Origin of the sequence: Pseudomonas sp. VI4.1, from assembly GCF_002029345.1 — a bacterium.
Taxonomy (GTDB): domain Bacteria; phylum Pseudomonadota; class Gammaproteobacteria; order Pseudomonadales; family Pseudomonadaceae; genus Aquipseudomonas.
The window spans coordinates 59,857-85,611 of sequence record NZ_MULM01000180.1; the positions used below are offsets into that span (position 1 = coordinate 59,857).

Genomic DNA, 25,755 nt, shown 5'->3' on the forward strand with positions numbered 1-25,755 from the left:
AGGCGTAATCTGCCGAGCCTACCAGATGAAACAAACAGTTACGCTTGGCCAAAAGGAGTTCCCATGTACTGGACAGAGTTCTTGACCGTTGCCCTGATTCATTTGCTGGCCGTCGCCAGCCCCGGCCCGGACTTTGCCGTGGTGGTCCGTGAAAGCGTGACCCACGGTCGTCGGGCCGGCACCTGGACGGCGCTGGGCGTCGGCACGGCCATTTTCCTGCACGTCGGTTACTCGCTGCTCGGCATCGGCCTGATCGTGTCGCAATCGATCGTGTTGTTCAACGCCTTGAAATGGGCCGCCGCCGCTTATCTGCTGTACATCGGCTTCAAGGCGTTGCGCGCTCGGCCAGCCAGCGCGGTGACGGACGAGCTGCACAAGGAAGCCGGCGAGCGTACGGCTCGCGGCGCCTTCACTTCCGGTTTCGTGACCAATGGCCTGAACCCCAAAGCCACGCTGTTCTTCCTCTCGTTGTTCACCGTGGTGATCAATCCACACACTCCACTGACGGTGCAAGCGGGTTACGGCATTTATCTGGCGGTGGCCACCGCTGTATGGTTTTGCCTCGTGGCGATGCTGTTCAGCCAGCAGCGCGTGCGCGCCGGGTTCGCGCGCATGGGCCACTGGTTCGACCGGACCATGGGCGCGGTGCTCATCGCCATCGGTGTGAAACTCGCGTTTACCGAGATGCATTAGACGTTGCAAGTCGGCCGCGGCATGCTCAGCCGCGGTTGAAACGCTTTTACCTGGCGTCGATGCGGCGTTGGCGGACGTAGTCCAGAAAGCCGTCCATGTCGTTGCTGCTCAGTATCCGCGACACCGCTTTGACTTCCACCAACGGCCAGTCCCACCAGGCCGACGCCAGCAAGTCCTGGCGCACGTCCTCATCAAAACGCCAGCGAATGTGGCGGCATGGGTTGCCGCCGACGATCGCATAGGGTTCGACGTCGCGGGTCACGACGGCACCGGCGGCGACCACCGCGCCGTGACCGATGGTCACGCCCGACAGGATCATGACGTCGGCGCAAATCCAGCAATCGCTGCCGATCACTACATCGCCTTTGGTCGGGCTACAACCGGGAATGTCCCGGGCTTCGTCAATCATCAACGGAAAGGGATAGGTGCTGACCCAGTCGGTTCGATGGCCGCCACCCAGCAATACCTTCACACCCTCGGCGATTGAGGTGTAGGAACCGACTTTCAGAATCGTGTTGTCGCCAAACTCCATGACCTCGGGGATGCCATAGGTGCCCACGCCGACTTCGTACCTGGGGTAGCGCAGGCGTATTTTTTCTGGTGCTCTTTCGAGTTTTTCCAGTCGCTTCAGGTGCTTTCTGATTTTACGTTGTTTGAGTTTTTCGAGAAATTTCATGCATGAGGCCTGAAAGCGAAGGGAGGGCTAGCGATGCAACATCAGTCGTTTCAGGCGCTTGAAGCTGGTTCGGTTCAAGTGGCGCCAGGGAATCGAGCGCAACAATCGCCAAGCTTCTTTCTTGTCTTCGACCACGGCGTATTTGAGGGCCTTGTTCACCAGTTGGGCGCGCGCGCGCTGATAGGCAGGATGGTCTGCGTACGGTGCGATGGCCTCAAGGTCGGCCTGCAGCAACACCCGGTATTTTCTCGACAGGTTGTTGGCATGGCGGCGATAGCGGGTCGTGCACACGGGGAGTTCATGGATCTCGTACCCCAACCGGGCAATCCGCAAGGTCATCTGAAAGTCTTGAACCCGCAACTGCGATGCATAGAAGCCGGCACGTCGCATCGCGCTCATGCGATACAGCGCGACCGGCGCACCGATCACGACAGCACCGCCGAGCACTTGATCGAAGGTGTAGGTGCGGATCTGGTCGCGTTTTTGCTGCTTGATGGTATTGCCATCGCTGTCCATGTAGATGATCAGAGCGCCCACACATCCGACGTTCGGGTTCTCGTCCAGATAGTCGGCGCGAACGCGCAGCGATTCCGGGAGCATGATGTCGTCCAGGTCCGGCGTCGACACGTAAGCGCCTTTGGCGTACCGCAAACCGTGGTTGAGCGCCGCACTCACACCCTGGTTCGGTTGGGTGAATAGCTGGAAATCATAGGTTTTCTGCAGTTGCTTGAGCATCGCGATGCTGTTGTCACTGGACCCGTCGTCGACAATGATGACTTCGTAATGCGGATACTCCTGGGCGAAGATGCTCTTGATGGCCTCTTCCAGGTATTTTTCCGCGTTGTAACAGGGCGCCACGATGGAAACCAGAGGGGCTTGCATCAAGTTGCAAGCTCCAGAGGCGGTCGCTTCAATGCTCATTGTTGTACCAGTAACGTTCTAGACGACGTGGGTGTGATGGAAAACCCGCCATGCGCAGTCAGGGCGGGCAAGCTTGGCAGTTATTGGCGTGCTTATCGATCCGTACCTTGTATCGATAATTTTACATAGGCTCGCGTGTCATTTACCTCATCCCAAGCCTTGCGTAAATGAAATTGCAACGATAACAACTTAAACCTGTAATTCTGGCGCAGATGCAAAATAGTAGCGTAAAGCTAGCAACTTCCCGTTGAAGCTAAATCATTCCTTTGGCTGATTTGGTACGCGCCCAAGGTCACTAGAGTGCTTGCTTTCAGCCACGACCGTGCAGTCAGAAAAGGGATTCTTATGTTGCAGACTCGCGTTATCCCCCCAGCCGAAGGCGCTTACCAGTACCCGCTGTTGATCAAACGGCTGTTGATGTCTGGCGCGCGTTACGAGAAAACCCGCGAGATCATTTATCGCGACCAGTTGCGCTACAGCTATCCGACCCTGATCGAGCGGGTCGCGCGGCTGGCCAACGTGCTCACGGCAGCCGGCGTCAAGGCCGGCGATACCGTGGCGGTCATGGACTGGGACAGCCATCGATACCTGGAATGCATGTTTGCGATCCCGATGATCGGCGCGGTGATCCACACCATCAACGTGCGCCTGTCGCCGGAACAGATCCTCTACACCATGAACCACGCCGAGGACCGCTTCGTGCTGGTCAACAGCGAGTTCGTCGGGCTGTACACCGCGATCGCCGGGCACCTGACCACGGTGGAAAAAACCCTGCTGCTGACCGACCTGCCGGAAAAAACCGCGGAACTGCCGAACCTCATCGGCGAGTACGAGCAGTTGCTGGCCGCCGCGAGCACCCGGTACGACTTCCAGGACTTCGACGAAAATTCCGTCGCGACCACCTTCTACACCACCGGCACCACCGGCAATCCCAAAGGCGTGTATTTCACCCATCGGCAACTGGTGCTGCACACCATGGGTGTGTCGACGATCATGGGTGCCATCGACAGCGTCAGGCTGTTGGGCACCAACGACGTGTACATGCCCATCACCCCGATGTTCCACGTGCACGCCTGGGGCCTGCCGTATGTGGCGACCATGCTCGGCCTCAAGCAGGTCTATCCCGGTCGCTATGACCCGGAATACCTGGTGGAGCTATGGCGCAAGGAGAAGGTCACCTTTTCCCACTGCGTGCCGACCATCCTGCAGATGGTCCTCAATGCCAAGGCGGCGCAAAGCACCGATTTTGGTGGCTGGAAGATCGTGATCGGCGGCAGTGCGCTGAACCGTGCGCTGTACGAAGCGGCCAAGGCCAAGGGCATTCAGCTGACCGCCGCCTACGGCATGTCGGAAACCGGGCCGCTGGTGTCGTGCGCGCACCTCAACGATGAGCTGATGGCCGGCAGCGAAGACGAACGCACCACGTACCGGATCAAGGCCGGCGTGCCGGGGCCCCTGGTGGAGGCGGCGATCGTCGACACCGACGGCAACTTCCTGCCCGCCGATGGCGAGACCCAGGGTGAACTGGTGCTGCGTGCGCCGTGGCTCACCGAAGGTTATTTCAACGAACCGCAGAAGGGCGCCGAGCTCTGGGCCGGGGGCTGGCTGCACACCGGTGACGTGGCGACCCTGGACAGCATGGGGGTGATCGACATTCGCGACCGGATCAAGGACGTGATCAAGACCGGCGGCGAGTGGATTTCCTCACTGGACCTCGAAGACCTGATCAGCCGCCACCCGGCGGTACGCGAAGTAGCAGTGGTGGGCATTGCCGATCCGCAGTGGGGCGAGCGGCCGTTTGCCTTGCTGGTGATCCGCGAAGGCCAGGTAATTGGGGCCAAGGAACTCAAGGAACATCTCAAGCCGTTTGTGGAGCAGGGGCACCTGAGCAAGTGGGCCATCCCGAGCCAGATCGCCCTTGTTACTGAAATTCCCAAGACCAGTGTCGGCAAACTCGACAAGAAGCGGATTCGCGTCGACATCACCGAATGGCAAGCCAATAACAGCACCTTCCTCTCGACGCTTTAAGCGTCCCCTGGCGTGCCCGAAAAGGCACGCCAGGCCCACCAAGCAAGCGCTTGGCTTGTCAAATCCGAATTTTCAGCCATCCTTGCCGTGCCGACAGGTGTCGGTTTGGCGAAAGGACTGTTCCAGAGTGGTTGGCCGCTGCAAATCACACTTTAGAGGGATCAAGCAGTAGGGCCTGCTGGCTATAGTCCGCTCAAGGATTTTTAAGAACGGAGCACACGCACACACCGGGGCGATGCAACTTTGGAATGACTTAGGGCCACCTTGGCGCCCAGTCACCCATCGCGTTTTTAAGAGTGCTAATTGCCATAACAATAATGCACATGGAGTAGCGTCGATGACATCAGTAAACCAGTTCTGGCGCAGGGCGAAACTGCCCCTGGCGGTCAGTCTTGCCTCTACGCTCGCCGGGCCAGCATTCGGCGTCAGTTTCAACGTTGGTGAAATCGAAGGTCAGTTCGACTCATCCCTGTCGATCGGAGCCAGTTGGTCTACCGAGAGTGCCAACAAGAACCTCATCGGCGTCAACAACGGTGGTCGCGGCCTGTCCCAGACCTCCGATGATGGTCACTTGAACTTCAAGAGCGGGGAAACGTTCTCGAAGATCTTCAAGGGTATCCATGACCTTGAATTGAAATATGGCGACACCGGCGTTTTCGTCCGTGGCAAATACTGGTATGACTTCGAACTCAAGGACGAAAGTCGTCCGTTCAAGGACATCAGCGACAGCAACCGCAAGGAAGGCGCCAAGTCCGCCGGCGGGCAGATCCTCGATGCTTTCGTCTACCACAACTACTCCGTTGCCGATCAGCCGGGCTCCGTGCGTCTGGGCAAGCAGGTTGTCAGCTGGGGTGAAAGTACCTTCATCGGCGGCGGCATCAACTCGATCAACCCGATCGACGTTTCCGCGTTCCGTCGTCCAGGTGCAGAGATCAAGGAAGGCCTGATCCCGGTCAACATGTTCTACGTGTCCCAGAGCCTCACCGAGAACCTCTCGGCCGAAGCCTTCTATCAGTTGGAATGGGACCAGACCGTTACCGACAACTGCGGTACTTTCTTCTCGCAACCGGACGTGATCTCCGACGGCTGCGACAACAACCTCGCGGTATTGCGCACGCGCAACGGCCTCAACGGTGCACTGGCGGCTGCGGGGCTGCCGGCCGGGCTGCGTAATGCCAGCATCAACACCCTCGGTGCCCGGGGCGTGACCTGGGGCGACCCGGATGAAGGCGTGATCGTTCGTCGTGGTCCGGATCGCGATGCACGGGACAGCGGCCAGTTCGGCGTGTCGTTCAAATACATGTTCGATCCGCTGGACACCGAATTCGGCGCCTATTTCATGAACTACCACAGCCGTGCGCCGATTTTCAGCGGCCACGGTGCCCCGGCGGGCGCGTACAGCCCGCAGGCCCTGGTGGGCTCATTGGTGGGTGCCGGGGTTCCGCTCGGCGTCGCGGCAGGCTTGGCGCCAACCTTGCTGCCGTTGGTGGTGGCGGGCAACTCCAGCTACTACGTCGAATACCCTGAAGATATCCGCCTGTACGGTCTGAGCTTCTCTACGACGTTGCCTACCGGTACTGCGTGGAGCGGTGAAGTCAGCTACCGGCCGAATGCGCCGGTTCAGCTCAACACCACCGACATCCTCTTCTCCGGTCTGACGCCGCTGAACCCTAACGTCTCCGTGCTTCAAGGACAGCCAGGTCAGGATCAACAAGGCTATCGTCGCAAGGAAGTGACCCAGCTGCAGACCACCTTGACCCACTTCTTCGACCAGGTGATGGGCGCCGAGCGACTGACCCTGGTGGGCGAGGTCGGCTTTACTCACGTCGGCGGCCTGGAAAGCACATCCAAGGCGCGTTACGGCCGTGACCCGAGCTATGGCCCTGGTCCGTTGAATGCTGGCCAGTGCGTAGCATTGAACACCTCCACCCTGGCAGGCGGACCGCAAAACAACGTCAGTCGCTATTGCGAAAACGATGGTTTCACCACCGCCAACTCCTGGGGTTATCGCGGTCGCGCCATCTGGGAATACAACAGCGTATTCGCCGGGGTCAACCTCAAGCCGAACGTGGCCTGGTCCCATGACGTGGAAGGTTACTCGCCTGGCCCTGGCGGCAACTTCGAGGAAGGTCGCAAAGCGGTCAGCCTGGGCGTCGATGCCGAGTACCAGAACACCTACACCGCGAGCCTGGCATACACCAACTTCTTCGACGGCAAGTACACCACCACGGATGACCGCGACTTTGTTGCGCTCAGCTTCGGCGTGAACTTCTAAGCACTGTATTTTCAGGACGAACACACATATGAAAATAACAAAGAGTCTGTTCCACATCGGTGTTCTGGGGCTTTCGCTGCTGGCGACCGGCGTGATGGCGGCGGTCCCTGCGGCCGAAGCGGACAAGCTGGGCAAGAGCCTGACCCCGATGGGCGCCGAGATGGCGGGCAACGCCGACGGTTCGATCCCGGCCTGGAAACCCATGGCGAAAAACGCCGGTAATGTGGACGGCAAAGGCTTCCTGTCCGACCCGTTCGCCAGTGAAAAACCGCTGTTCACCATCACGGCGCAGAACGTCGACCAGTACAAGGACAAGCTTGCCCCGGGCCAGTACGCGATGTTCAAGCGCTACCCGGAAACCTTCAAGATGCTGGTCTACCCGTCCCATCGCGGCGCCACCGTGCCGGATGCGGTGTTTGCCTCCATCAGGAAAAACGCCACCAGCACCAGCCTGGTGTCCGGTGGCAACGGCCTGGAAAACTTCGAAACCGCAATCCCGTTCCCGATTCCGAAAACCGGTGTGGAAGTCATCTGGAACCACATCACCCGCTACCGCGGCGGCAGCGTGACCCGTCTGGTAACCCAGGCGACACCGCAGCCGAACGGCTCGTACAGCCTGGTGTACTTCCAGGACCAGTTCGTGTTCCGCGACAAAATGAAGGATTACGATCCGGCGAACCCGGGCAACATCCTGTTCTACTTCAAGCAGAAAGTGACCGCGCCGGCACGTCTGGCCGGTGGTGTGCTGTTGGTGCACGAAACCCTCGACCAGGTGAAGGAGCCGCGCTCGGCGTGGGTCTACAACGCCGGTCAGCGTCGTGTGCGTCGCGCACCACAAGTGTCCTATGACGGGCCGGGTACCGCAGCCGATGGCCTGCGTACCTCCGACAACCTGGACATGTACAACGGTGCACCGGATCGTTACGACTGGAAGCTCGAAGGCAAGAAAGAGATGTACATCGCCTCCGACAGCTACAAGCTCGATTCGCCGCAACTCAAGTACGCCGACATCATCAAGGCCGGTCACATCAACCAGGACCTGGCTCGCTATGAGCTGCGCCGGGTCTGGCATGTGGTGGCGACCCTGAAGGAAGGTCAGCGTCACATCTACGCCAAGCGTGACTTCTACATCGACGAAGACACCTGGCAAGCGGCGGTGATCGACCACTACGACGGTCGTAATCAGCTCTGGCGTGTGGCGGAAGCCCACTCCCAGAACTATTACAACGTCCAGGTGCCTTGGTACACCCTGGAAACCCTGTATGACCTGCAATCGGGTCGTTACCTGGCGCTGGGCATGAAGAACGAAGAAAAGTCGGCATATGACTTCGGCTTCACCGCGACCACCAGCGACTTCACCCCGGCGGCGCTACGTCAGGAAGGTGTTCGCTAACGTTTACTAAACAGAGGCCGCATCCTTGAAAAACGCCCCGACTGGTTCGGGGCGTTTTTTGTCCGGGTCTTTTTGTAGCCATTTGTAGCAATAACCTTCATTCCCTCTGCGTTTACCGCTAGTCTGCGGACATCTGCAACGCCGCCATCAGCATTCGAACAAGAGCCGGCCATGACTGATCTGTCCCCACTCCCAGGCCCTGCAAGCGTCACCGTCGCAGCACTGGACGGGCGCTGTTTTCGGCCGCCCTTGCCTGATGGCCACGTGCTGCGGCCGCGTTTGTGCGAGCGCCTGAGTGCCGGTCTCGGTGGCAGGCTGTTGCTGGTCAGCGCCCCGGCCGGGTTCGGCAAGAGTTCACTGGCCGTGGAGTTCTGCCAGGGGTTGCCAGCCCATTGGCAAAGCCTGTGGCTGGGGTTGAGTCCGCGCGACAGCGACCCCGGGCGTTTTCTTGAACGGTTGCTCGAAGGCCTCCAGGATTACTTTGCGCAATTGGGCAGGCAGTCCCTGGGGCTGCTGAAAATGCGCCAGCGGCATCAACCCTTCGCCTTCGAAGAATGGCTGGACGGTCTGCTCGACGAGTTGGCCGTGCATGTGTCGCCGACGGCGCCGCTGCTGCTGGTACTCGATGATTACCATCTGGCCCAGGGGCCGGTGCTCGATCGTTGCCTGCAGTTCTTCCTCAATCATCTTCCCGATGGCCTGCTGGTGATGGTGACCAGCCGCCAGCGTCCGGACTGGCACCTGGCTCGCCTGCGGCTGTCGCGCAACTGCTCGAGTTGCATGAGCAGGACCTGCGCCTGACCCACGACGAAGCCTTGACCCTGCTCGATCGACACAGCACCTCCTTGCGCGGCGAAGCGCTGGAGAACCTGATCCAGCGCAGCGAAGGCTGGGTCGCCGGGCTGCGTTTCTGGCTGCTGGCGGCCTCCGAAGCGGGCACCGCCGGCGAGTTGCCCCAGTCCTTGCACGGCGGGGAAGGGCTGATCCGCGATTACCTGCTCGAAGAGGTCATCGATTGCCTGCCCGCCGAGGTGCAGGCATTCCTCTACGACACCGCGCCGCAGGAGCGCTTTTGCAGCGAGCTGTGCGACGCCGTCCGCGAAGCCCACGACAGTGCCGAGATCCTGCGTTTTCTCTCGGCCCATCAGGTGTTCCTGGTGCCACTGGACGAACAGGGGCACTGGTTTCGCTATCACCATCTGTTTTCCGACCTGCTGCGCACCCGGCCTGCCACACCGGCGATGGTGCCGGTGGCGAGCCTGCACCTGCGCGCCTGTCGCTGGTTCAATGCCCAGGGCTTGCTCGATGAGGCGGTGGAGCAGGCATTGCGGGCCGGGCACCTGGATGTCGCGGCGAACCTGGTGCAAAACCTTTCGGAAGAGCAGCTGCTGGCCGAGCAGAACGTCGGCATGTTGCTGCGCTGGAAAATGGACTTGCCCGACAGCTTGCTGGTCAGCACGCCACGCCTGATCGTCCTGTACAGCTGGGCGTTGGGACTGGCCTGTCAATTGGACGCCGCCGAGGAGCTGGCCAGCCATTTGAGCCGTTACCTGCCGGCCCCGTCGGCCACGGCGCAGAAATCCATGCTGGCGCAATGGCTGGCCTTGAGCGGCATCATCGCCCGGGGCCGCGGCAATCGCGAGCTGACGATGCTCTATTGCGCCGAAGCCCTGGAGAGCCTTCCCTCCAGGCGTTACGGCCAACGCCTGATGTGCCTCTCGACCTTGTCCAACCTGGCCATTGCCGACGGCGACCTGTGGCGTGCACGAGGCTTGAACCGAGATTCCCTGGAGTTGGCACAACGGGTCGGCAATCCGTTGTTCGAAGCGCTGGCCCACTACGACCGCGCCCGAGTGCTGCAGGCGCGGGGAGAGATCCTGCGGGCAGAGGAAGAGGTCCGTCAGGGGCTGCAACGCCTGCAAGGATTATCCCCGCAACGGCTGTTTGCCGTACGCGCCCGCCTAACCTTGTATGAGGGTTTCCTGCTGGCCCTGCGCTTGCAGCCACAGACTGCGCGGCTGCGATTGCAAGCGGGTTTGACCGAGGCGCGCGCCTGCCGCGATATCAGCGTATTGATCGGCCATTGCGTGATCGCCAAGCTCGAAGGCAGCAGCGGCGAGTTCGCGAAAGCGTTCGCCGAACTCGCCGAAGCCGAACGCCTGATGCACATCTGGGACGTGCCGCCGATCTACTACCTGGCGATGATTACCCTGGTCAAATGCGAACTGTGGCTGGCACAGGGCCGTACCGACCTGGCCGAAGCCTGGCTGACGCGACTGGGCCAGACCTACAACGGCGAACATCCTGCCGCGCCTCCGGAATTCCATCCACAGTTGCCGCTGCACATCGAATTGCAGCAGGCCTTGCTGGACGTCATCCAGGGGCAACCGATGCTGGCTGAAGGGCGCTTGAATGCGTTGCTCGAGAATGGCCAGCAGACCGGCCGGCAGTTGCTCAGCGTGCTGGTGTTGACCCAGAAAATCGATTTGCTTCTGGCGCACAGCCGCGAGCCCGAGGCCCGGCAAGCCTTCGTCCAGTCCCTGGAAGCGGCCAGTGGCGGTGCCCTGCAACCCTTCGATGGCCTGCTGAACAAATACCCTGACTGGCTGCGTGAGCAGCTCCAGCACTGTGCAAAATCGCCGATTGCACTCAGCCTGTCGGAGCGCCTGCCCGCCGTCGCTGTGCGCATTGCGCCGGAATTCTTGCCCGCGTGCGAGCAACTCAGCTCCCGTGAACTGGCCGTCCTGAAACTCATCGCCCAAGGCTGTTCTAACCAGGAAATCAGCGATCAGCTGTTCATTTCCCTGCACACGGTGAAAACCCATGCCAGTCATATCAACAGCAAGCTGGGGGTGGAGCGGCGCACGCAAGCTGTGGCGCGGGCGAAGGAATTGGGGGTGTTGGCCTGAGGTCATTTGACGATACACGTTGCGGCAAAATGGCCTGATGGCCATTTTATGCAAAAATATCCCGTCCCCCGTTTACCGAGCAGGCCCGATGTCCCAGCAACCGACTCTTATCCGCGAAACCTTCCCCGTCGGCCCGTTGCAGTGCAACTGCACGATCATCGGCGATCCGATCACGAAAAAAGCCATCGTGGTCGATCCGGGCGGCAATCATGAATTGATCCTGGCTCGCCTCGACGCCCTGGGCCTGAAGGTGGTCAGCATCATCCACACCCACGCGCACCTGGATCACTTCCTGGCCTCCGGGCAGTTGAAGGAGAAAACCGGCGCGACCCTGCATTTGCACAAGGAGGATCAATTCCTCTGGGACAACCTGGAAATGCAATGCCAGATGTTCGGGGTGCCCTACACGCCGGTGCCGTCGCCGGATCGCTGGTTGGCCGATGATGAAGAGCTGGCCTGCGGCTGTGGCGTGGCATTGCATACGCCGGGGCATACCCCGGGTTCGATGAGCTTCTGGTTTGCCGAGGCCAAATTGCTGATTGCCGGTGACACCTTGTTTCGGCGCGGGGTCGGGCGCACGGATTTGTGGGGTGGCGATCAGGCGACCATCGTGCGTTCGATCAAGCAGCGGCTGTATACCCTCGATGAAGAAGCGACGGTGGTGACGGGGCATGGTCCCGACACTCGCCTGGGCGAGGAAATGCGCGAGAACCCGTTTGTGCGCGCTTGATCTGCAATTGTGTACAGTCGGGGTGGAATCTTTTCCGGTAAAAATGATCCAACGCCCGCAAAGGCCGATGCCTTGATCCGTTGCACCACAGAATGAAGAAAGTAGGAGCTTTGAATGTTCACCAAGCAGCGTTTGATTATTGTCGCTACGGCTGTGGCCTTGCTGTCTGGCTGCGCCTCGCCTAACCCTTACGACAATCAGGGTCAAGCTCAGGGCCAGGCCGACAGTGGTTCCACCGGCATGAGCAAGACCGCCAAGTACGGCGGGCTCGGCGCTCTGGCCGGTGCGTTGGCCGGGGCGGCCATCGACCACAACAACCGTGGCAAGGGCGCGTTGATCGGCGCGGCCGTGGTGGGTGCTTCCGCTGCCGGTTATGGTTACTACGCCGACCAGCAGGAGAAAAAACTGCGGGCCAGCATGGCCAACACCGGGGTTGAAGTGCAGCGTGAGGGCGATCAGATCAAGCTGATCATGCCGGGCAACATCACCTTCGCCACCGATTCGGCGAACATCGCCTCGAGTTTCTATCAGCCGCTGAACAACCTGGCGGGCTCGCTCAAGGAGTTCAATCAGAACCAGATCGAGATCGTCGGCTACACCGACAGCACCGGCAGCCGTCAGCACAACATGGACCTGTCCCAGCGTCGCGCCCAAAGCGTGGCGACTTACCTGACGTCGCAGGGTGTCAGCGGTGCCAACTTGAGCGCCCGTGGCGCCGGTCCGGATAACCCTGTTGCCAGCAACGCCGACGTCAATGGCCGGGCGCAGAACCGTCGGGTCGAGGTCAACCTGAAGGCGATTCCGGGTCAGCAGTATGGCGCCCAGCAGCAAGGTACCGTTCAGCAATACCCGTAACACCGCAAAACCCTGTAGGAGCGAGCTTGCTCGCGAAGCGGTGTGTCAGCCGACATCAATATCGACTGATACGGCCCCATCGCGAGCAAGCTCGCTCCCATAGTTGGTTTCCACAGTCGGTTTTGTGTCTGGGCAGACTTTCCTAGTTCGCCTCTTTCACCGCACTGAGAAACGCGCAAGTACGCTCCTGTTGCGGGTGTTCGAAGATCTGCGCCGGCGTGCCCTGTTCGTGAATCTGGCCCTTGTAGAAGAAGCACACGCGGTCGGCGAACTCCCGGGCGAAACCCATCTGGTGCGTGACCATCAACATGGTCAGGTTGTGTTCGGTGCCGAGCTTGCGGATCACGTTGAGCACCTCGCCGCACAGTTCCGGGTCGAGCGCCGAGGTGACTTCGTCGAACAGCATCACTTTGGGACGCATGGCCAGTGCCCGCGCGATCGCCACCCGTTGTTGCTGGCCGCCGGACAGCTGCGAAGGGTAATGCCCCAGTTTGCTGCCCAATCCCACCAATTCCAGCAAGTCCGCGGCTCTTTCGCGGGCCTCTACAGGTTTCATCCCGAGCACTTGCACGGGCGCCTCGATGACGTTTTGCAACGCGGTCATGTGCGGGAACAGGTTGAAGCTCTGGAACACCATGCCGATCTTGCCGCGCACCCGCCGGATATGCCGATCGTTGGCCGGCACCAGCACGCCGTTGCGATTGGGCATGTGCGTCAGCAGATCGTCCTCGATACGGATCAGCCCGTCGTCGATGCCTTCAAGGGTCATCAGCACCCGCAGCAGCGTGGACTTGCCCGAGCCACTGGGCCCGATGATCGCCACTTTTTCCCCCGGTGTGACGTCCAGGTTCAAGTGGTCGAGCACGGTGAAGTTGCCGTAGCTTTTGGTGACGTCCTGGAAGCTGACGATCGGCTTGACCGGTTTGGTTTCCTGCATGGCCGTGGCCTCCTGCGGATGCAGCGGGGTCGGGTTGCTTTGCCGGGAAAAGTCGCTGGGTGTCGAGAGTGGAGAAGTCATTAGCGTAGCTCCAGGCGCACTTCAAGGCGCCGTACCAGATAAGCCAAAGCGATGCTCAGGGCGAGGAAAAACAGGCCGACCATGGTGATCGGCTCCAGGTAACGGAAATTCTCGGAACCGATGTTCTTGGCCTGCTGCATGATTTCCACCACGGTAATCGCCGACAGCACCGGCGTGTCCTTGAGCATCGCCACCAGGTAGTTGCCCAATGGCGGCAGGATCGGCCGCAGGGCCTGGGGCAAGATGATGTTGCGGTAGGCGCTGTACGGGGCGATGTTCAGCGCCGTGACCGCCTCCCATTGCGCCCGCGGCACCGCGTCGAGGCCGCCGCGATAGACTTCGGCGATATAGCAGGCGTAATGCAGGCCGATCCCGAGGATCCCGACTTGCATGGCGGTCATGCTGATGCCGTAGTTGGGTAGCACGTAGTAGAGGAAATACACCTGGATCAGCAGCGGCGTGCTGCGGATGAACTCGATCACCCCGGTGGCCGGCAGCGAGATAAAAAGCTTGCGGCTGCGGCGGCCGATGGCCAGGAACAAGCCCAGCACAATGGCGATCAGGAAACCGATCAGGGTAATCCCCACGGTATTGAGCGAAGCGCGCAGCAGATCGGGGAGAATTTGCCAGGCGTAGGTCCAGTCGAACAGTGTCATGACAGACCTCCACGCATCCGCCCGCGAGCCAGGCGCCGCTCAATCTGGCGCATGCCGATGTTGATGGCTTGCGCCAAGACGAAATAGATCACCAGCGCCAGGCTGAAAATCTCCAGGGTCTGGAAGGTCGCCTGATCCAACTGACGAGCGCGGAAGCTCAGGTCGGACAAGGTGATCAGCGATACCAGCGAGGTGTTTTTCAGCAGTTCGATCAGCAGGTTGGTGCCCGGCGGGATCGCCGCGAGCAACGCCTGGGGCAAGATGATGCGCTTGAAGCGTTTGTAGCCGCTGAAGTTCAGCGCCGTGGAGGCTTCGTACTGACCCTTGGCCACCGAGCTGATTGCCCCGCGCATCACTTCCGCGCCGTAAGCGCCGATGTGCAAGCCGAGACCGACGATGGCCACGGCGTAGGGGCTCAATTCAAGGTTGAAGGGTGGCAGCGGCAGCACGAAAAACAGCCAGAACAATTGCACCAGCAACGACGTGCCGCGAAACACTTCAATGTAGGCAATGGAAAACCAGCGCAGTGGCCGCCAGGGCGACATGCGCCCGAGCGCCGCCAGGATGGCGGCGACGATCGCCAATATCGAGCCGAAGAATGTCACCTGGAGGGTTACCCAGGCCCCTTGTATCAATAACGGAAGTAATTCACCCATGAGTCAACCTGGCCATCCGGATTAAGCAGGGAATAGGCATCGCACCGGGGCGCCATGCCTGCCTCGACTACTGAGCGCAGAGCTCGGCAGCCGTTTTGCTTGTCACGTTGGATTTGTCGAACCCGAAAGGGGCGACCGCCTTGAGATGCTCTTCGGAGCCCAGCCACTTTTTCAGTTCGGCGTTGACCGCATCACGCAGGTCTTTGTCTTCGGGACGGAAGGCGAGGGCGCCGTAACCGATGTGCGACGGATCGTCCTTGAACTCGGTAACCGCCTGGACCTTGTCGCCACCCTTGCTGGCCAGGCCTTTCATGGTCAGTTGGGTGCCCACGGCCGCATCGGCACGTCCGGCGCGCACGGCTTGCAACTGCGCGGTCGTGTCCGGCACCTGGAGGATTTGCGCGTCCTTGACCCCGGAATCCCGCGCATACGCCAGGTTCACCGTACCGGCCATGATCGCCAGCTTCACGTCAGGGTTGTTGGCGATGTCTTCATAGCTGTGCAGGTTCTTCGGGTTGCCCTTGGCCGTGAGCAGGGCGTCCGGCAGTTGGTACTGCGGGTCGGTGAACAGCACCTGCTTGCAGCGGGCCGGGGTGATGTACATGCCGGCGGCAATCACATCGAAACGCCCGGCGCGCAGACCGGGGATCAACGAACCCCACTCGGTCAACACGCCATCGACCTTGGTAATGCCCATCTTGGCGAAAATGGCCTTGGCGATTTCCGGTGATTCACCGGTGACCCTGCCGTCGGTTTCGGTAAAGGCGAACGGGGTTTCGTTGGCGTAACCGATGCGGATACTGCTGTTCTGTTTGATGGTTTCCAGGGTCGTGGCGGCCTGGGCGCCGGCGGCCAGGCCGAGCATCGCGCACGCCACGAACAGGCGGCGCAACGTATGGGGAGTGCGGGAGGGGAAATTGCTCATCGATAAAATCTCCTGTTTCTTGTGGACCCGTCGTGGACGGCTCTGTGGTAGGAGGCAGTGTGACAAGAGCAAAGCGTACGGGCCGGTCCATTCGAGTGGGATACTCGATTGGGACACTGCGCCGGCACAGATCGATTGATTTTTTTGTGACGGCTTTACCCGCCTGTGCATCGACCTTGAACCGAGCATACAAAAGCCCCGCGCAACATTGCATTGCACTAGGACAATTGCTTTGCATGGATTCTCGCGGGATGCTGTCCGCACTGGCACCTACGCGGGTTTTAGCGCCGATGGACAAGTGGAAAGCAGCATTGGAAATGGCCCGCAGCGGCGAATCCAAATACAAGATCCTGGTGCAGGCGATCGCCGACGACATCGAGCAAGGGGTGTTGGCCAACGATCAGCGGCTGCCGCCGCAACGGCAAGTGGCCGATGCCATGGGCATCAGCGTGCAGACGGTTACCAATGCCTATAAGGAACTGGAGCGCCAGGGCCTGGTGCGATGCGAAGTCGGGCGCGGCAGCTTTGTGTCGCGGCGCATGAGCGATCGGGTGGCCACCTATATTCTCGACAGCCCCGAACGGGCGCTGGTGGATTTTTCCATCACCCGGATTCTGCACACCCGCGAGCATGACCAGTTCTGGCGCGAGACCTGCCGCGAGCTCAGCACCGAAGAAGATCAGCCGTGGATTCACGCCTTTCGTCCGATCGCCGGGTTCGAATCACACCGCGAGGCCGCCATGCACTGGATCGGCCGCCAGGGCCTGCGGGTCGAACGCGATGACATCCTGATCACCAACGGCGCCGCCCACGGGATCTTCCTCGCCCTGGCGTCGCTGGCCGGTCCCGATGACGTGGTGCTCTGCGAAGGGGTGACCGACCACGGCGTGATCGGCAATTCCCAAGTGCTGGGGTTTACCCTCAAAGGCCTGGAAATGGACCGCCATGGCATCGACCCGGAACATTTCGAAGACATGTGCAGCAACGAGCGCATCACCGCGCTGGTGTGCACGCCGAACCTGAACAACCCGACCACCAGCCTGATGCCGGACAGCCGCCGGCGCGAGATCGCCGAGATCGCCCGACGCTTTGGCGTGCACATCATTGAGGATGACGTGTATGGCCCGCTGCTGGATGAACGGCGAGCGCCGCCCATCAGTCATTACCTGCCGGAACTGTCGTTCTATTGCACCAGCATGACCAAGTCGGTGCTGACCGGTTTGCGCATTGGTTATCTCGTGGTCCCCAAGCGCCTGGCACTGCGCACCGAGAGTATTCTGCGGGTCAACAGCTGGATGGCCACGCCCATGGTGTCCGAGATCGCCGCGCGCTGGATCCGCGACGGCCGCGCCGAGACGCTGGTGAACCTGCAACGCAAATTGCTGGCGGGGCGCCAGGCAATGGTCACTGAATATCTGGATGACTACGTGCTCGCCCAGCACCCGCACGCCTTGAATGCCTGGATCGGTATCCCGACCCATTGGGAGCTCGACAGCCTGGTACGGGCGTTGCGCCACAAACACATCGCGGTCACCTCGCCCGATCCGTTCACGGTACGTGGCACGCCTCGCCCCCGGGCGGTCCGGGTGTGTGTCGGCGCCGAATGCAGTGATGATGAGATGCGCAATGCGCTGATGGGCATGCGCGAAATCTTCGGTCAGTACCCGCAGATCCATGATTTTTGAACGGAAAAAAGTTCGCAAAAGTTTGTCGGCTAAATTGCCCTAGTACATTCATTCCGACAATCCAGCCCTCTTAGACTGCGCCCAACACCACAGTGGGATGCGGTCATGTCAGCGCTGCAGTTAAACGATGTTTACCTCGCTCGCCAGCGAATCGAAGCGCTGGTCCGGCGTACGCCCATGGAATACTCGCCCAGCCTCTCCTTGCGATTGGGCGTGGCGGTGTACCTCAAACTCGAATCCTGGCAAATCACCGGCAGCTTCAAATTGCGCGGCGCGAGCAATGCCGTGGCGCAGCTCAGCGCCGAGCAAAAGGCCCGCGGCGTGGTGGCGGCATCGACCGGTAATCACGGTCGTGCGCTGGCCTATGCCGCGTCCCGGCAAGGGGTGAAGGCAACCATTTGCCTGTCGTGCCTGGTGCCAGCGAACAAGGTCCAGGCCATTCGTGATCTCGGCGCCGAGGTGTGCATCGTCGGTCAGTCCCAGGACGATGCCCAGCGTGAAGCCGAGCGGATCGCCCGCGAGCAGGGCGCGACATTGCTGCCGCCGTTCGATCACCCGGCCATCATTGCCGGGCAGGGCACACTCGGGCTGGAAATCCTCGAGCAGCAACCGGATGTGGCGCAAGTGCTGGTGCCCTTGTCCGGTGGCGGCTTGTTTGCCGGCGTGGCGCTGGCGCTCAAGAGCGCCAGCGTCAACATCGTCACCCATGGCATCAGCATGCAGCGCGGTGCGGCCATGCACGCCAGCCTGGCGGCCGGCCATCCGGTGGAAGTCGACGAGCTGCCGACCCTGGCCGATTCGCTGGGCGGCGGTATCGGCCTGGACAATGGTTACACCTTCTCCATGACCCGCCACCTCTGTGATCACGTGCACCTGCTCACCGAAGCTTCCATCGCCAATGCCATGCGTCATGCCTATCGCGAGGAACGCCTGGTGCTGGAAGGCGCGGCGGCGGTCGGCATCGCGGCGTTGCTCGATGGCTTGATCGAGCCGCGCGGGCCGATCGTGGTGGTGGTCAGCGGCCGCAACGTCGACATCGATCAGCACCTGCGCGTATTGGCTGGCGCTGATGCCTGAACCCAAACAATAACGACTGACGGGAGTACAGCGCTGATGACTGACATTACTTTATTGAGCGAAGCAGACCTGCGCGCCTGTGTCGCGCTGGATCTGCCGAGCATCGACGCCATCGAACAGGCCTTTGTGCTGCTGGCCACGGCGGCCGTGGCCATGCCGCCGATCCTGCGGCTGGACATCCCCGAGCATAACGGCGAAGTGGACGTGAAGACCGCTTACCTGCCGGGGCTGGAGCGTTTTGCGATCAAGGTCAGCCCGGGTTTTTTCGACAATCCGAAGCTCGGCCTGCCAAGCCTCAACGGCATGATGATGCTGTTGTCGGCCCGCACCGGTTTGCTCGATGCCTTGTTGCTGGATAACGGTTACCTGACCGCCGTGCGCACCGCGGCGGCCGGCGCGGTGGCGGCTCGGGCCCTGTCACGGGCCGACAGTCGCCGGGTGGCGGCTGATCAGGTGCCGGCGAGCAGGCGGCGTTGCAGCTGCAGGCCTTGCGCCTGGTGCGGCCGATCGAACACGTACGGGTCTGGGCCCGCGACAGCGCCAAGGCCGTGGCCTTCAGCATTGAGCTGACGCGCGACAGCGGTCTGGCGGTCACGTCGTGCGCGAGCATCGACGAAGCCATGGCCGACGTGGACATCGCGATCACGTGCACCCCGAGTCGCGAACCCTTGATCGAAGCGCGCCACTTGCACCCCGGCCTGCACATCACCGCCATGGGGTCCGACGCTGAACACAAGAACGAAATTGCTCCCCGGGCGCTGGCGCAGGTCGATCGTTATGTCGCCGATCGCCTGAGCCAGACCCGCCTCCTCGGCGAGTTGCATCACGCCCTGGTGGCAGGCGTCATCGCTGACGAATCGAGCCTGGTGGAACTGGGTCAAGTGCTGGCGGGCCAGCGTCCCGGTCGAACCGACGCCGCGCAAGTCACGTTGTGCGACCTCACCGGCACCGGCGCCCAGGACACGGCCATGGCCAATCTGGCATTCGAGCGCACGAGCTCGGCCGGCATGGGTTTTCAATTCGGCAGCTAATCGATTTTTTCATCCGTGCGTCATTTATCAGAGGGCATGTGCATGTCTCAGATAGTCGTCAATCTTCCGTTCGAGCGGGAGGAATACGCCCAGCGTCTGGCCAAGGTACGAGCGGCCATGCAGGTCCAGGGCATCGAGCTGTTGCTGGTCACCGATCCATCGAACATGGCCTGGCTGACCGGCTATGACGGTTGGTCGTTTTACGTCCACCAATGCGTGCTGCTGGCGCTGGACGGCGAGCCGGTGTGGTTTGGTCGCGGGCAAGACGCCAACGGTGCCAAGCGCACGGTGTTCATGCAGCACGAGAACATCGTCGGCTACCCGGATATCTACGTGCAGTCCCGGGAACGCCATCCCATGGACTACTTGTCGAAGGAAGTCATCAGTGCCCGCGGCTGGGACGCTCTGACCATTGGCGTGGAAATGGACAACTACTACTTCAGCGCCGCCGCTTATCTGTCGCTGAAGAAAAACCTGCCGCAGGCCACCTTGATCGACGCGGTCGGGCTGGTGAACTGGCAGCGGGCGATCAAGTCGCCGCAGGAAATCGCCTACATGCGCATCGCGGCGCGCATCGTCGAAAACATGCACGGGCGGATCCTCGAGCGGATCGAGCCGGGCATGCGCAAAAACGAGCTGGTGGCCGAGATCTACAGCAGCGGCATCCTCGGTGCCGACGGTCATGGCGGCGATTACCCGGCCATTGTGCCGCTGTTGCCCACGGGCGCCGATGCCAGCGCGCCGCACCTGACCTGGGACGATTCGCCGTTCGAGAAGGGCGCCGGCACCTTCTTTGAAATTGCCGGGTGCTACAAACGCTATCACTGCCCGCTGTCGCGCACGATCTACCTGGGTAAACCGCCGCAACACTTTCTCGACGGCGAGAAAGCCGTGGTCGAAGGCATCGCTGCCGGGCTGGATGCGGCCAAGCCGGGCAATACCACCGGCGACATTGCCGTGGCCTTTTTCAAGGTGCTGGAGAAGTTCGGCATCCACAAGGACAGCCGTTGCGGTTACCCGATCGGGATCAGTTATCCACCGGACTGGGGCGAGCGCACCATGAGCCTGCGTCCCGGCGACAGCAGCGTGTTGCAACCGGGGATGACCTTCCACTTCATGCCGGGCCTGTGGATGGACGATTGGGGGCTGGAGATTACCGAAAGCATTCTGATCACCGAAACCGGGGTCGAGACGTTGTGCAATGTACCCCGCCAACTGTTCGTGAAGGATTGAGCCATGAGCGAATTACCTGACAACCCGATCAGCGCCACGGTGGATTTTGCCCGCGAAGGGGTGCAGCACGGGTTTCTCAAATTGCCGTATTCGCGGGATGACTCGGCCTGGGGTGCGGTGATGATTCCGCTCACGGTGATTCAGCGCGGTCAGGGTCCGACCGCGCTGCTCACCGGCGGTAACCACGGTGACGAATACGAGGGCCCGGTGGCGCTGAGCAAACTGGCCCAGGGCCTGACGGCCGCCGAGGTCACCGGACGGGTGATTATCGTCCCGTTCATGAACACCCCGGCGTTTCATGCCGGGCGGCGCACGTCGCCGATCGACAAGGGCAACCTCAATCGCAGTTTCCCCGGTAAGCCGGACGGCACGGTAACCGAGAAAATCGCCGATTATTTCAACCGGACCCTGTTGCCGCTGGCGGACATCGTGCTGGACATTCATTCCGGCGGCCGCACCCTGGATTTCCTGCCGTTCGCCGCCTGCCATGTGCTGCCGGACAAACAGCAGCAAGCCCGATGCGAAGCCGCCATGCGCGCGTTCAGTGCGCCGTACGGCATGCGCATGCTGGAGCTGGATGCGGGTTCGATGTACGACACCGCCGCCGAGGGGCAGGGCAAGGTCTTTGTCACGACCGAATTGGGTGGCGGAGGCTCGTCCAGTGCGCGCAGTGTGGCGATTGCCGAGCGCGGGGTGCGCAATCTGCTGGTGCATGCGGGGATTCTCGAAGGCGAGGTCCAGGAAACGCAGTCGATCATGCTCGACATGCCCGATGGTGATTGTTTCATCGCCAGCGAACACGACGGTTTGCTGGAAATGTGTCGTGATCTGGGGGACAAGGTGAGCAAGGGCGAGGTGATCGCCCGGGTGTACGACGCCACCCGCACGGGTGTTGCACCGGTGGAATATCGCGCTGCGCGCAGCGGTTTGCTGGCGGCACGGCATTTCCCCGGGTTGGTGCAGTGCGGCGATACCGTGGCAGTCATCGCCGACCTGACAGGCTGAACTCAACCCCTGTGGGAGCGAGCTGTTTCAGCCCAACAACTCTCATTGACCGGAGACCCTCGGCCCATGCACAAACTCGATCGCTACGACCTGAAAATCCTGCGAATCCTCGCCGAAGACGGGCGTATCACCAAGTCGAGCCTGGCCGAGGCGATCAATCTCTCGGTGACCCCGGCATGGGAGCGGGTGCGCAAGCTGGAAGCGCTGGGGCTGATCAAGGGATATCGAGCGCAAATCGACTGGAACGCCGTGTTCAAAAGTCAGCAGGTGCTGGTGGAAATCACCCTGGCCCGACACACCGCTCAGGACATGCGCCGTTTCGAGCAGCGGATGAACGAGGCCGTCGAAGTGGCGTTCTGTTACGCCACGGGTGGCGGCGTCGATTACATGGCGATGATCCAGGCGCCGGACATCGATCATTACCAGCGCTTTATCGATCAATTGCTGCTCGATGACCTGGGCATCGAGCGCTACTTCACCTACATCGTCACCAAGACCATCAAAACGGCTGGCGCCTTGCCGGCCGAGCTGGCGCAAGAATCCTGAAAACACACAAATCCCCTATAGGAGCGAGCTTGCTCGCGATGGTCGTCAACGATAACGCGTGAAGCCTGATGACCACGGTGCCCAAGTTTTTTTCGCGAGCAAGCTTGCTCCTGCAGGGGATCTGCGGTGATTCAGGTGATGCGGTTGTCACCGCAAAAAACCTCTGTTTGCTGGCGTTCAATCAGAAAAAACCACCTGCCAAGCCCAGCCAAACGCCAAATCACCCAAGCCACGCTGCCCTAGCATGGATTCACGCACACGGATTGGAGTGAACGCCATGACCTACAAACATCCACTGCTGTTCAAAGCGCTCTGCTACGTCGACGGCCACTGGGTCCACAGTGACAGCGGCCACAGCGTCGCCGTACACAACCCTGCCGATCAGAAGTTGATCGGGCATGTACCGATGCTCGATCAGCCTCAAATCGTCGCCGCCGTCGACGCCGCGCATCGGGCCTTTGCGACCTGGCGTAAACAAAGCCTCGATACCCGCGGGACCATTCTGCGGCGCTGGGCGGCCTTGATGCTTGAGCACCAGGAAGACCTCGCACGCATCCTCAGTCAGGAGCAAGGCAAGCCCCTGGCCGAGTCCCGTGGCGAAATCGCCTACGCCGCCAGCTTCATTCCGTGGTTCGCCGAAGAAGCGCGACGCTTGAACGGGCAAAACATCCCCAGTCACATCCCCGGCGCGCATCTGGGCACGGTCAAGGAGCCGGTCGGCGTCTGTGCATTGCTGACCCCGTGGAATTTCCCTTCGGCGATGATTACCCGTAAAGCGGCTGCGGCACTGGCTGCGGGCTGTACTGTGGTGGTCAAACCCGCCCATGAAACGCCGTTTTCGGCATTGGCTTTGGCGCAACTGGCGGAGGAGGCGGGGTTTCCGGCCGGCGTGTTCAACGTGGTGCTGGGCGATCCGCAGATGACCCTGCAGACCCTGGTGCAAGACAGCCGCGTGCGTTCAGTGAGTTTCACCGGCTCGACCCGCGTCGGTAAGCTGGTCCTGCAAGCGGCAGCCCAGGATGTGAAGAAAGTGTCGCTGGAGCTGGGCGGCAACGCGCCGTTCATCGTCTGCGCCGATGCCGATCTGGCGTTGGCGGTGCAAGTCGCGGTCGAGGCCAAGTTCCAGACCTCCGGCCAGGACTGCTGCGCGGCCAACCGGATCATGGTCGAGCGCTCGGTCTACCCGGCCTTTCTCCAACGCTTTGCCGCCGCGGTGCGCGAGCTGCGGGTGGGACCTGCACTGGTGGGCGATCGGGAGCAAAGCGTCGACGTCGGTCCGTTGATGCATCAAGCCGCGTTCGATGTCACCGCTGCACGGGTCGCGGATGCCCTGCAACGTGGCGCACAACGGCTGGTCGGCGGCGAGGCCCATGCCCTCGGCGGCTTGTTCTACCAGCCGACGGTGCTGGCCGACGTCACGCCGGACATGCGCATCTACCGCGAAGAAAACTTCGCGCCGATCGCCGGGGTGATGCCGTTCGACACCCTCGACCAGGCGATCGAGATGGCCAACGACACCGAATACGGTCTGGCCGCCTACATTTGCTCCAATCGCCTGGACCTGATCTACCCACTGATTCGCCGTCTCGACCATGCGATGGTCGCGGTCAACGGCGTCAAGTTCACCGGCCATCCGATCCCGTTCGGGGGCATGAAAGCCTCGGGCCTGGGCCGCGAAGGCGGCACCGAAGGCTTCGAAGCCTTCGTCGAAACCAAATACTTTTGCCTGCACCATCAAGGCCAGTGCTAAGGCCAGTTCCCAGGAGACATGCCATGAACCAAGAACTCGATACGCTGTTCGAACAAGACCGCGCGCACTTCATGCACCCCTCGACCCACGCCCATGACCACGCCAGCGGCGCGCTCAAGGGGCGCATTATCAAGAGCGCGTCGGGCATTCGCATCCGCGACCACGAAGGTCGCGATTTCATCGACGCCTTTGCCGGGCTGTACTGCGTGAACATCGGCTACGGTCGCACCGAAGTCGCCGACGCCATCTACAAGCAGGCCAAGGAGCTTGCTTACTATCACACCTACATGGGCCATTCGAGCGAGGCGATCATCGAGCTGTCCAGCCGAATCATGGACTGGGCGCCCGAAGGCATGAAAAAGGTCTACTACGGCCTGTCCGGTTCCGACGCCAACGAAACCCAGGTCAAGCTGGTGCGGTATTACAACAACGTGCTGGGTCGCCCGCAGAAGAAGAAAATCATTTCCCGTGATCGTGGTTACCACGGCTCGGGCATCATGACGGGCAGCCTGACCGGCCTGCCAACCTTCCATCAGCATTTCGACCTGCCGGCCGAAGGCGTCAAGCACACCGTGTGCCCGCACTGGTACCGCAAGGCGCCGGCCGGCATGGATGAAACGGCGTTCGTGGGCTACTGCGCCGATGAACTGGAAAAAATGATCCTGGCCGAAGGACCGGAGACCGTGGCCGCGTTCATCGGCGAACCACTGATGGGCACCGGCGGCATCATTGTGCCGCCGGCTGGTTACTGGGCGGCGATTCAAGCGGTGCTGAACAAATACGATGTGTTGTTGATCGCCGATGAAGTGGTGTGCGCCTTCGGTCGCCTGGGGTCGAAAATGGGCAGTCAGCGCTACGGCATGCGCCCGGACCTGATCACCACGGCCAAAGGCCTGACCAGTGCTTATGCGCCATTGTCGGCGGTGATCGTCGGGGAAAAAGTGTGGAACGTGATCGAGAAGGCCTCGCAGTCAGAAGGCGCCATGGGCCACGGCTGGACGTATTCCGGGCATCCGATTTGCGCGGCTGCGGCGCTGGCCAACCTCGACATTCTGGAGCGTGAAAACCTGACCGCCAACGCGGAGAAGGTTGGCAGCTACCTGAACCGTCGGTTGCGTGAAACCCTGGAAGGTCACCCGCTGGTGGGCGAAGTGCGGGGCGACGGCATGCTGGCTGCGGTCGAGTTCATGGCCGACCGTGAGCAGCGCACGCCGTTCGATGCAGCGCTGAAGGTCGGGCCGAAAGTGTCGGCAGCCTGTCTGGAGCGCGGCATGATCGCCCGGGCGATGCCCCATGGCGACATCCTGGGCTTTGCACCGCCGTTGATTTTGACTGAGGAAGAGGCCGATCTGATCGTCGACATCACCAAGGCGGCGGTCGATCAGGTAGCCAGTGAGGTGCTTGGCTAAGCGCGTCCGGCCTGAGCGTTATAGGTTGTCGGTTCGGGCCCCTTCGCTGGCAAGCCAGCTCCTACAGGGTTTGTGTTGATCACAAGATAATGGTCAGACACAAATCCTGTAGGAGCTGGCTTGCCAGCGAAGGGGCCCTGACAGTCAGCACAGATATAGGCCCAGACACAAATCCTGTAGGAGCGGGCTTGCTCGCGAAAGGGCCCTATCAGGCAACCCAAAACCATCAGCAACAAAAAGCCCCCGGACAATCACTCATCCGGGGGCTTTTTGCGTTGCGCGAA

19 protein-coding genes and 2 pseudogenes are annotated in these 25,755 nt (G+C 61.2%); 15 read left to right on the plus strand and 6 right to left on the minus strand.

Annotated elements, in window-relative coordinates:
* Positions 1-63: 63 nt before the first annotated feature.
* Positions 64-693 carry a LysE family translocator gene (locus tag BZ163_RS28620; RefSeq protein ID WP_128873710.1) on the plus strand — a complete coding sequence of 210 codons (630 nt, stop codon included), beginning with the start codon at positions 64-66 and terminating at the stop codon, positions 691-693.
* A 46-nt stretch (positions 694-739) separates the two neighbouring features.
* Here BZ163_RS28620 and BZ163_RS28625 read toward each other — a convergent pair whose 3' ends face one another.
* Both BZ163_RS28625 and BZ163_RS28630 read right to left on the minus strand, forming a co-directional pair.
* Positions 740-1,369 (minus strand): CatB-related O-acetyltransferase, encoded by a 630-nt coding sequence (locus tag BZ163_RS28625; RefSeq protein WP_128873711.1) that lies wholly within the window; start codon positions 1,367-1,369, stop codon positions 740-742.
* 27 nt (positions 1,370-1,396) lie between these two features.
* Entirely contained in the window at positions 1,397-2,290 is an 894-nt protein-coding gene (locus BZ163_RS28630; RefSeq protein WP_128873712.1) for a glycosyltransferase family 2 protein, read from the minus strand.
* A 345-nt stretch (positions 2,291-2,635) separates the two neighbouring features.
* On the opposite strand from BZ163_RS28630, the gene BZ163_RS28635 reads away from it, so the two are divergent.
* From BZ163_RS28635 to BZ163_RS28660, 6 genes and pseudogenes are all read left to right on the plus strand, one after another.
* On the plus strand, positions 2,636-4,318 hold the full coding sequence (locus tag BZ163_RS28635; protein WP_128873713.1) for a fatty acid--CoA ligase: 1,683 nt from the start codon (positions 2,636-2,638) through the stop codon (positions 4,316-4,318).
* A 337-nt stretch (positions 4,319-4,655) separates the two neighbouring features.
* The gene (locus BZ163_RS28640; protein WP_128873714.1) at positions 4,656-6,593 is read left to right on the plus strand and encodes a DUF1302 domain-containing protein; all 1,938 of its coding nucleotides are present in this window, start codon (positions 4,656-4,658) and stop codon (positions 6,591-6,593) included.
* Positions 6,594-6,621: 28 nt separating this feature from the next.
* Positions 6,622-7,986: a DUF1329 domain-containing protein gene (locus BZ163_RS28645; protein WP_128873715.1), complete on the plus strand. Its 1,365-nt coding sequence runs from the start codon at positions 6,622-6,624 to the stop codon at positions 7,984-7,986.
* A 171-nt stretch (positions 7,987-8,157) separates the two neighbouring features.
* Positions 8,158-10,895: pseudogene (locus BZ163_RS28650) on the plus strand (LuxR C-terminal-related transcriptional regulator).
* Between the two features lie 88 nt (positions 10,896-10,983).
* Complete coding sequence (locus BZ163_RS28655; protein WP_128873716.1) at positions 10,984-11,625, plus strand: MBL fold metallo-hydrolase; 642 nt, start codon at positions 10,984-10,986, stop codon at positions 11,623-11,625.
* 114 nt (positions 11,626-11,739) lie between these two features.
* Positions 11,740-12,480: an OmpA family protein gene (locus BZ163_RS28660; protein ID WP_128873717.1), complete on the plus strand. Its 741-nt coding sequence runs from the start codon at positions 11,740-11,742 to the stop codon at positions 12,478-12,480.
* A gap of 142 nt (positions 12,481-12,622) precedes the next feature.
* Here BZ163_RS28660 and ehuA read toward each other — a convergent pair whose 3' ends face one another.
* The 4 genes from ehuA to ehuB all read right to left on the minus strand — a co-directional run bounded on the left by ehuA (position 12,623) and on the right by ehuB (position 15,735).
* Positions 12,623-13,417 carry an ectoine/hydroxyectoine ABC transporter ATP-binding protein EhuA gene (gene ehuA / locus BZ163_RS28665; protein ID WP_056740927.1) on the minus strand — a complete coding sequence of 265 codons (795 nt, stop codon included), beginning with the start codon at positions 13,415-13,417 and terminating at the stop codon, positions 12,623-12,625.
* An 80-nt stretch (positions 13,418-13,497) separates the two neighbouring features.
* Positions 13,498-14,154, minus strand: a complete 657-nt coding sequence (ehuD, locus tag BZ163_RS28670; RefSeq protein ID WP_128873718.1) for an ectoine/hydroxyectoine ABC transporter permease subunit EhuD — start codon at positions 14,152-14,154, stop codon at positions 13,498-13,500.
* Positions 14,151-14,810, minus strand: coding sequence for an ectoine/hydroxyectoine ABC transporter permease subunit EhuC (ehuC, locus tag BZ163_RS28675; RefSeq protein ID WP_128873719.1), 660 nt, complete (start codon positions 14,808-14,810; stop codon positions 14,151-14,153). The genes ehuD and ehuC overlap by 4 nt, the downstream gene beginning before the upstream one ends.
* A gap of 67 nt (positions 14,811-14,877) precedes the next feature.
* Positions 14,878-15,735 (minus strand): ectoine/hydroxyectoine ABC transporter substrate-binding protein EhuB, encoded by an 858-nt coding sequence (gene ehuB / locus BZ163_RS28680; protein WP_128873720.1) that lies wholly within the window; start codon positions 15,733-15,735, stop codon positions 14,878-14,880.
* Positions 15,736-16,025: 290 nt separating this feature from the next.
* Between ehuB and BZ163_RS28685 the strand changes: the two genes are divergently transcribed.
* The 8 genes and pseudogenes from BZ163_RS28685 (at position 16,026) to BZ163_RS28720 (ending at position 25,471) form a co-directional block, all read left to right on the plus strand.
* Entirely contained in the window at positions 16,026-17,420 is a 1,395-nt protein-coding gene (locus BZ163_RS28685) for a PLP-dependent aminotransferase family protein (protein ID WP_128873787.1), read from the plus strand.
* Between the two features lie 105 nt (positions 17,421-17,525).
* Positions 17,526-18,497: a hydroxyectoine utilization dehydratase EutB gene (gene eutB / locus BZ163_RS28690; protein WP_128873721.1), complete on the plus strand. Its 972-nt coding sequence runs from the start codon at positions 17,526-17,528 to the stop codon at positions 18,495-18,497.
* 36 nt (positions 18,498-18,533) lie between these two features.
* A pseudogene (locus BZ163_RS28695) lies at positions 18,534-19,528 on the plus strand (cyclodeaminase).
* Between the two features lie 42 nt (positions 19,529-19,570).
* The gene (doeA, locus tag BZ163_RS28700) at positions 19,571-20,761 is read left to right on the plus strand and encodes an ectoine hydrolase DoeA (RefSeq protein ID WP_128873722.1); all 1,191 of its coding nucleotides are present in this window, start codon (positions 19,571-19,573) and stop codon (positions 20,759-20,761) included.
* A gap of 3 nt (positions 20,762-20,764) precedes the next feature.
* Positions 20,765-21,766: a N(2)-acetyl-L-2,4-diaminobutanoate deacetylase DoeB gene (gene doeB, locus BZ163_RS28705; protein ID WP_128873723.1), complete on the plus strand. Its 1,002-nt coding sequence runs from the start codon at positions 20,765-20,767 to the stop codon at positions 21,764-21,766.
* 66 nt (positions 21,767-21,832) lie between these two features.
* Complete coding sequence (locus tag BZ163_RS28710) at positions 21,833-22,312, plus strand: Lrp/AsnC family transcriptional regulator (RefSeq protein WP_128873724.1); 480 nt, start codon at positions 21,833-21,835, stop codon at positions 22,310-22,312.
* Between the two features lie 277 nt (positions 22,313-22,589).
* Complete coding sequence (locus tag BZ163_RS28715; protein ID WP_128873725.1) at positions 22,590-24,062, plus strand: NAD-dependent succinate-semialdehyde dehydrogenase; 1,473 nt, start codon at positions 22,590-22,592, stop codon at positions 24,060-24,062.
* 23 nt (positions 24,063-24,085) lie between these two features.
* Complete coding sequence (locus BZ163_RS28720; RefSeq protein WP_128873726.1) at positions 24,086-25,471, plus strand: aspartate aminotransferase family protein; 1,386 nt, start codon at positions 24,086-24,088, stop codon at positions 25,469-25,471.
* Positions 25,472-25,755: the final 284 nt, after the last annotated feature.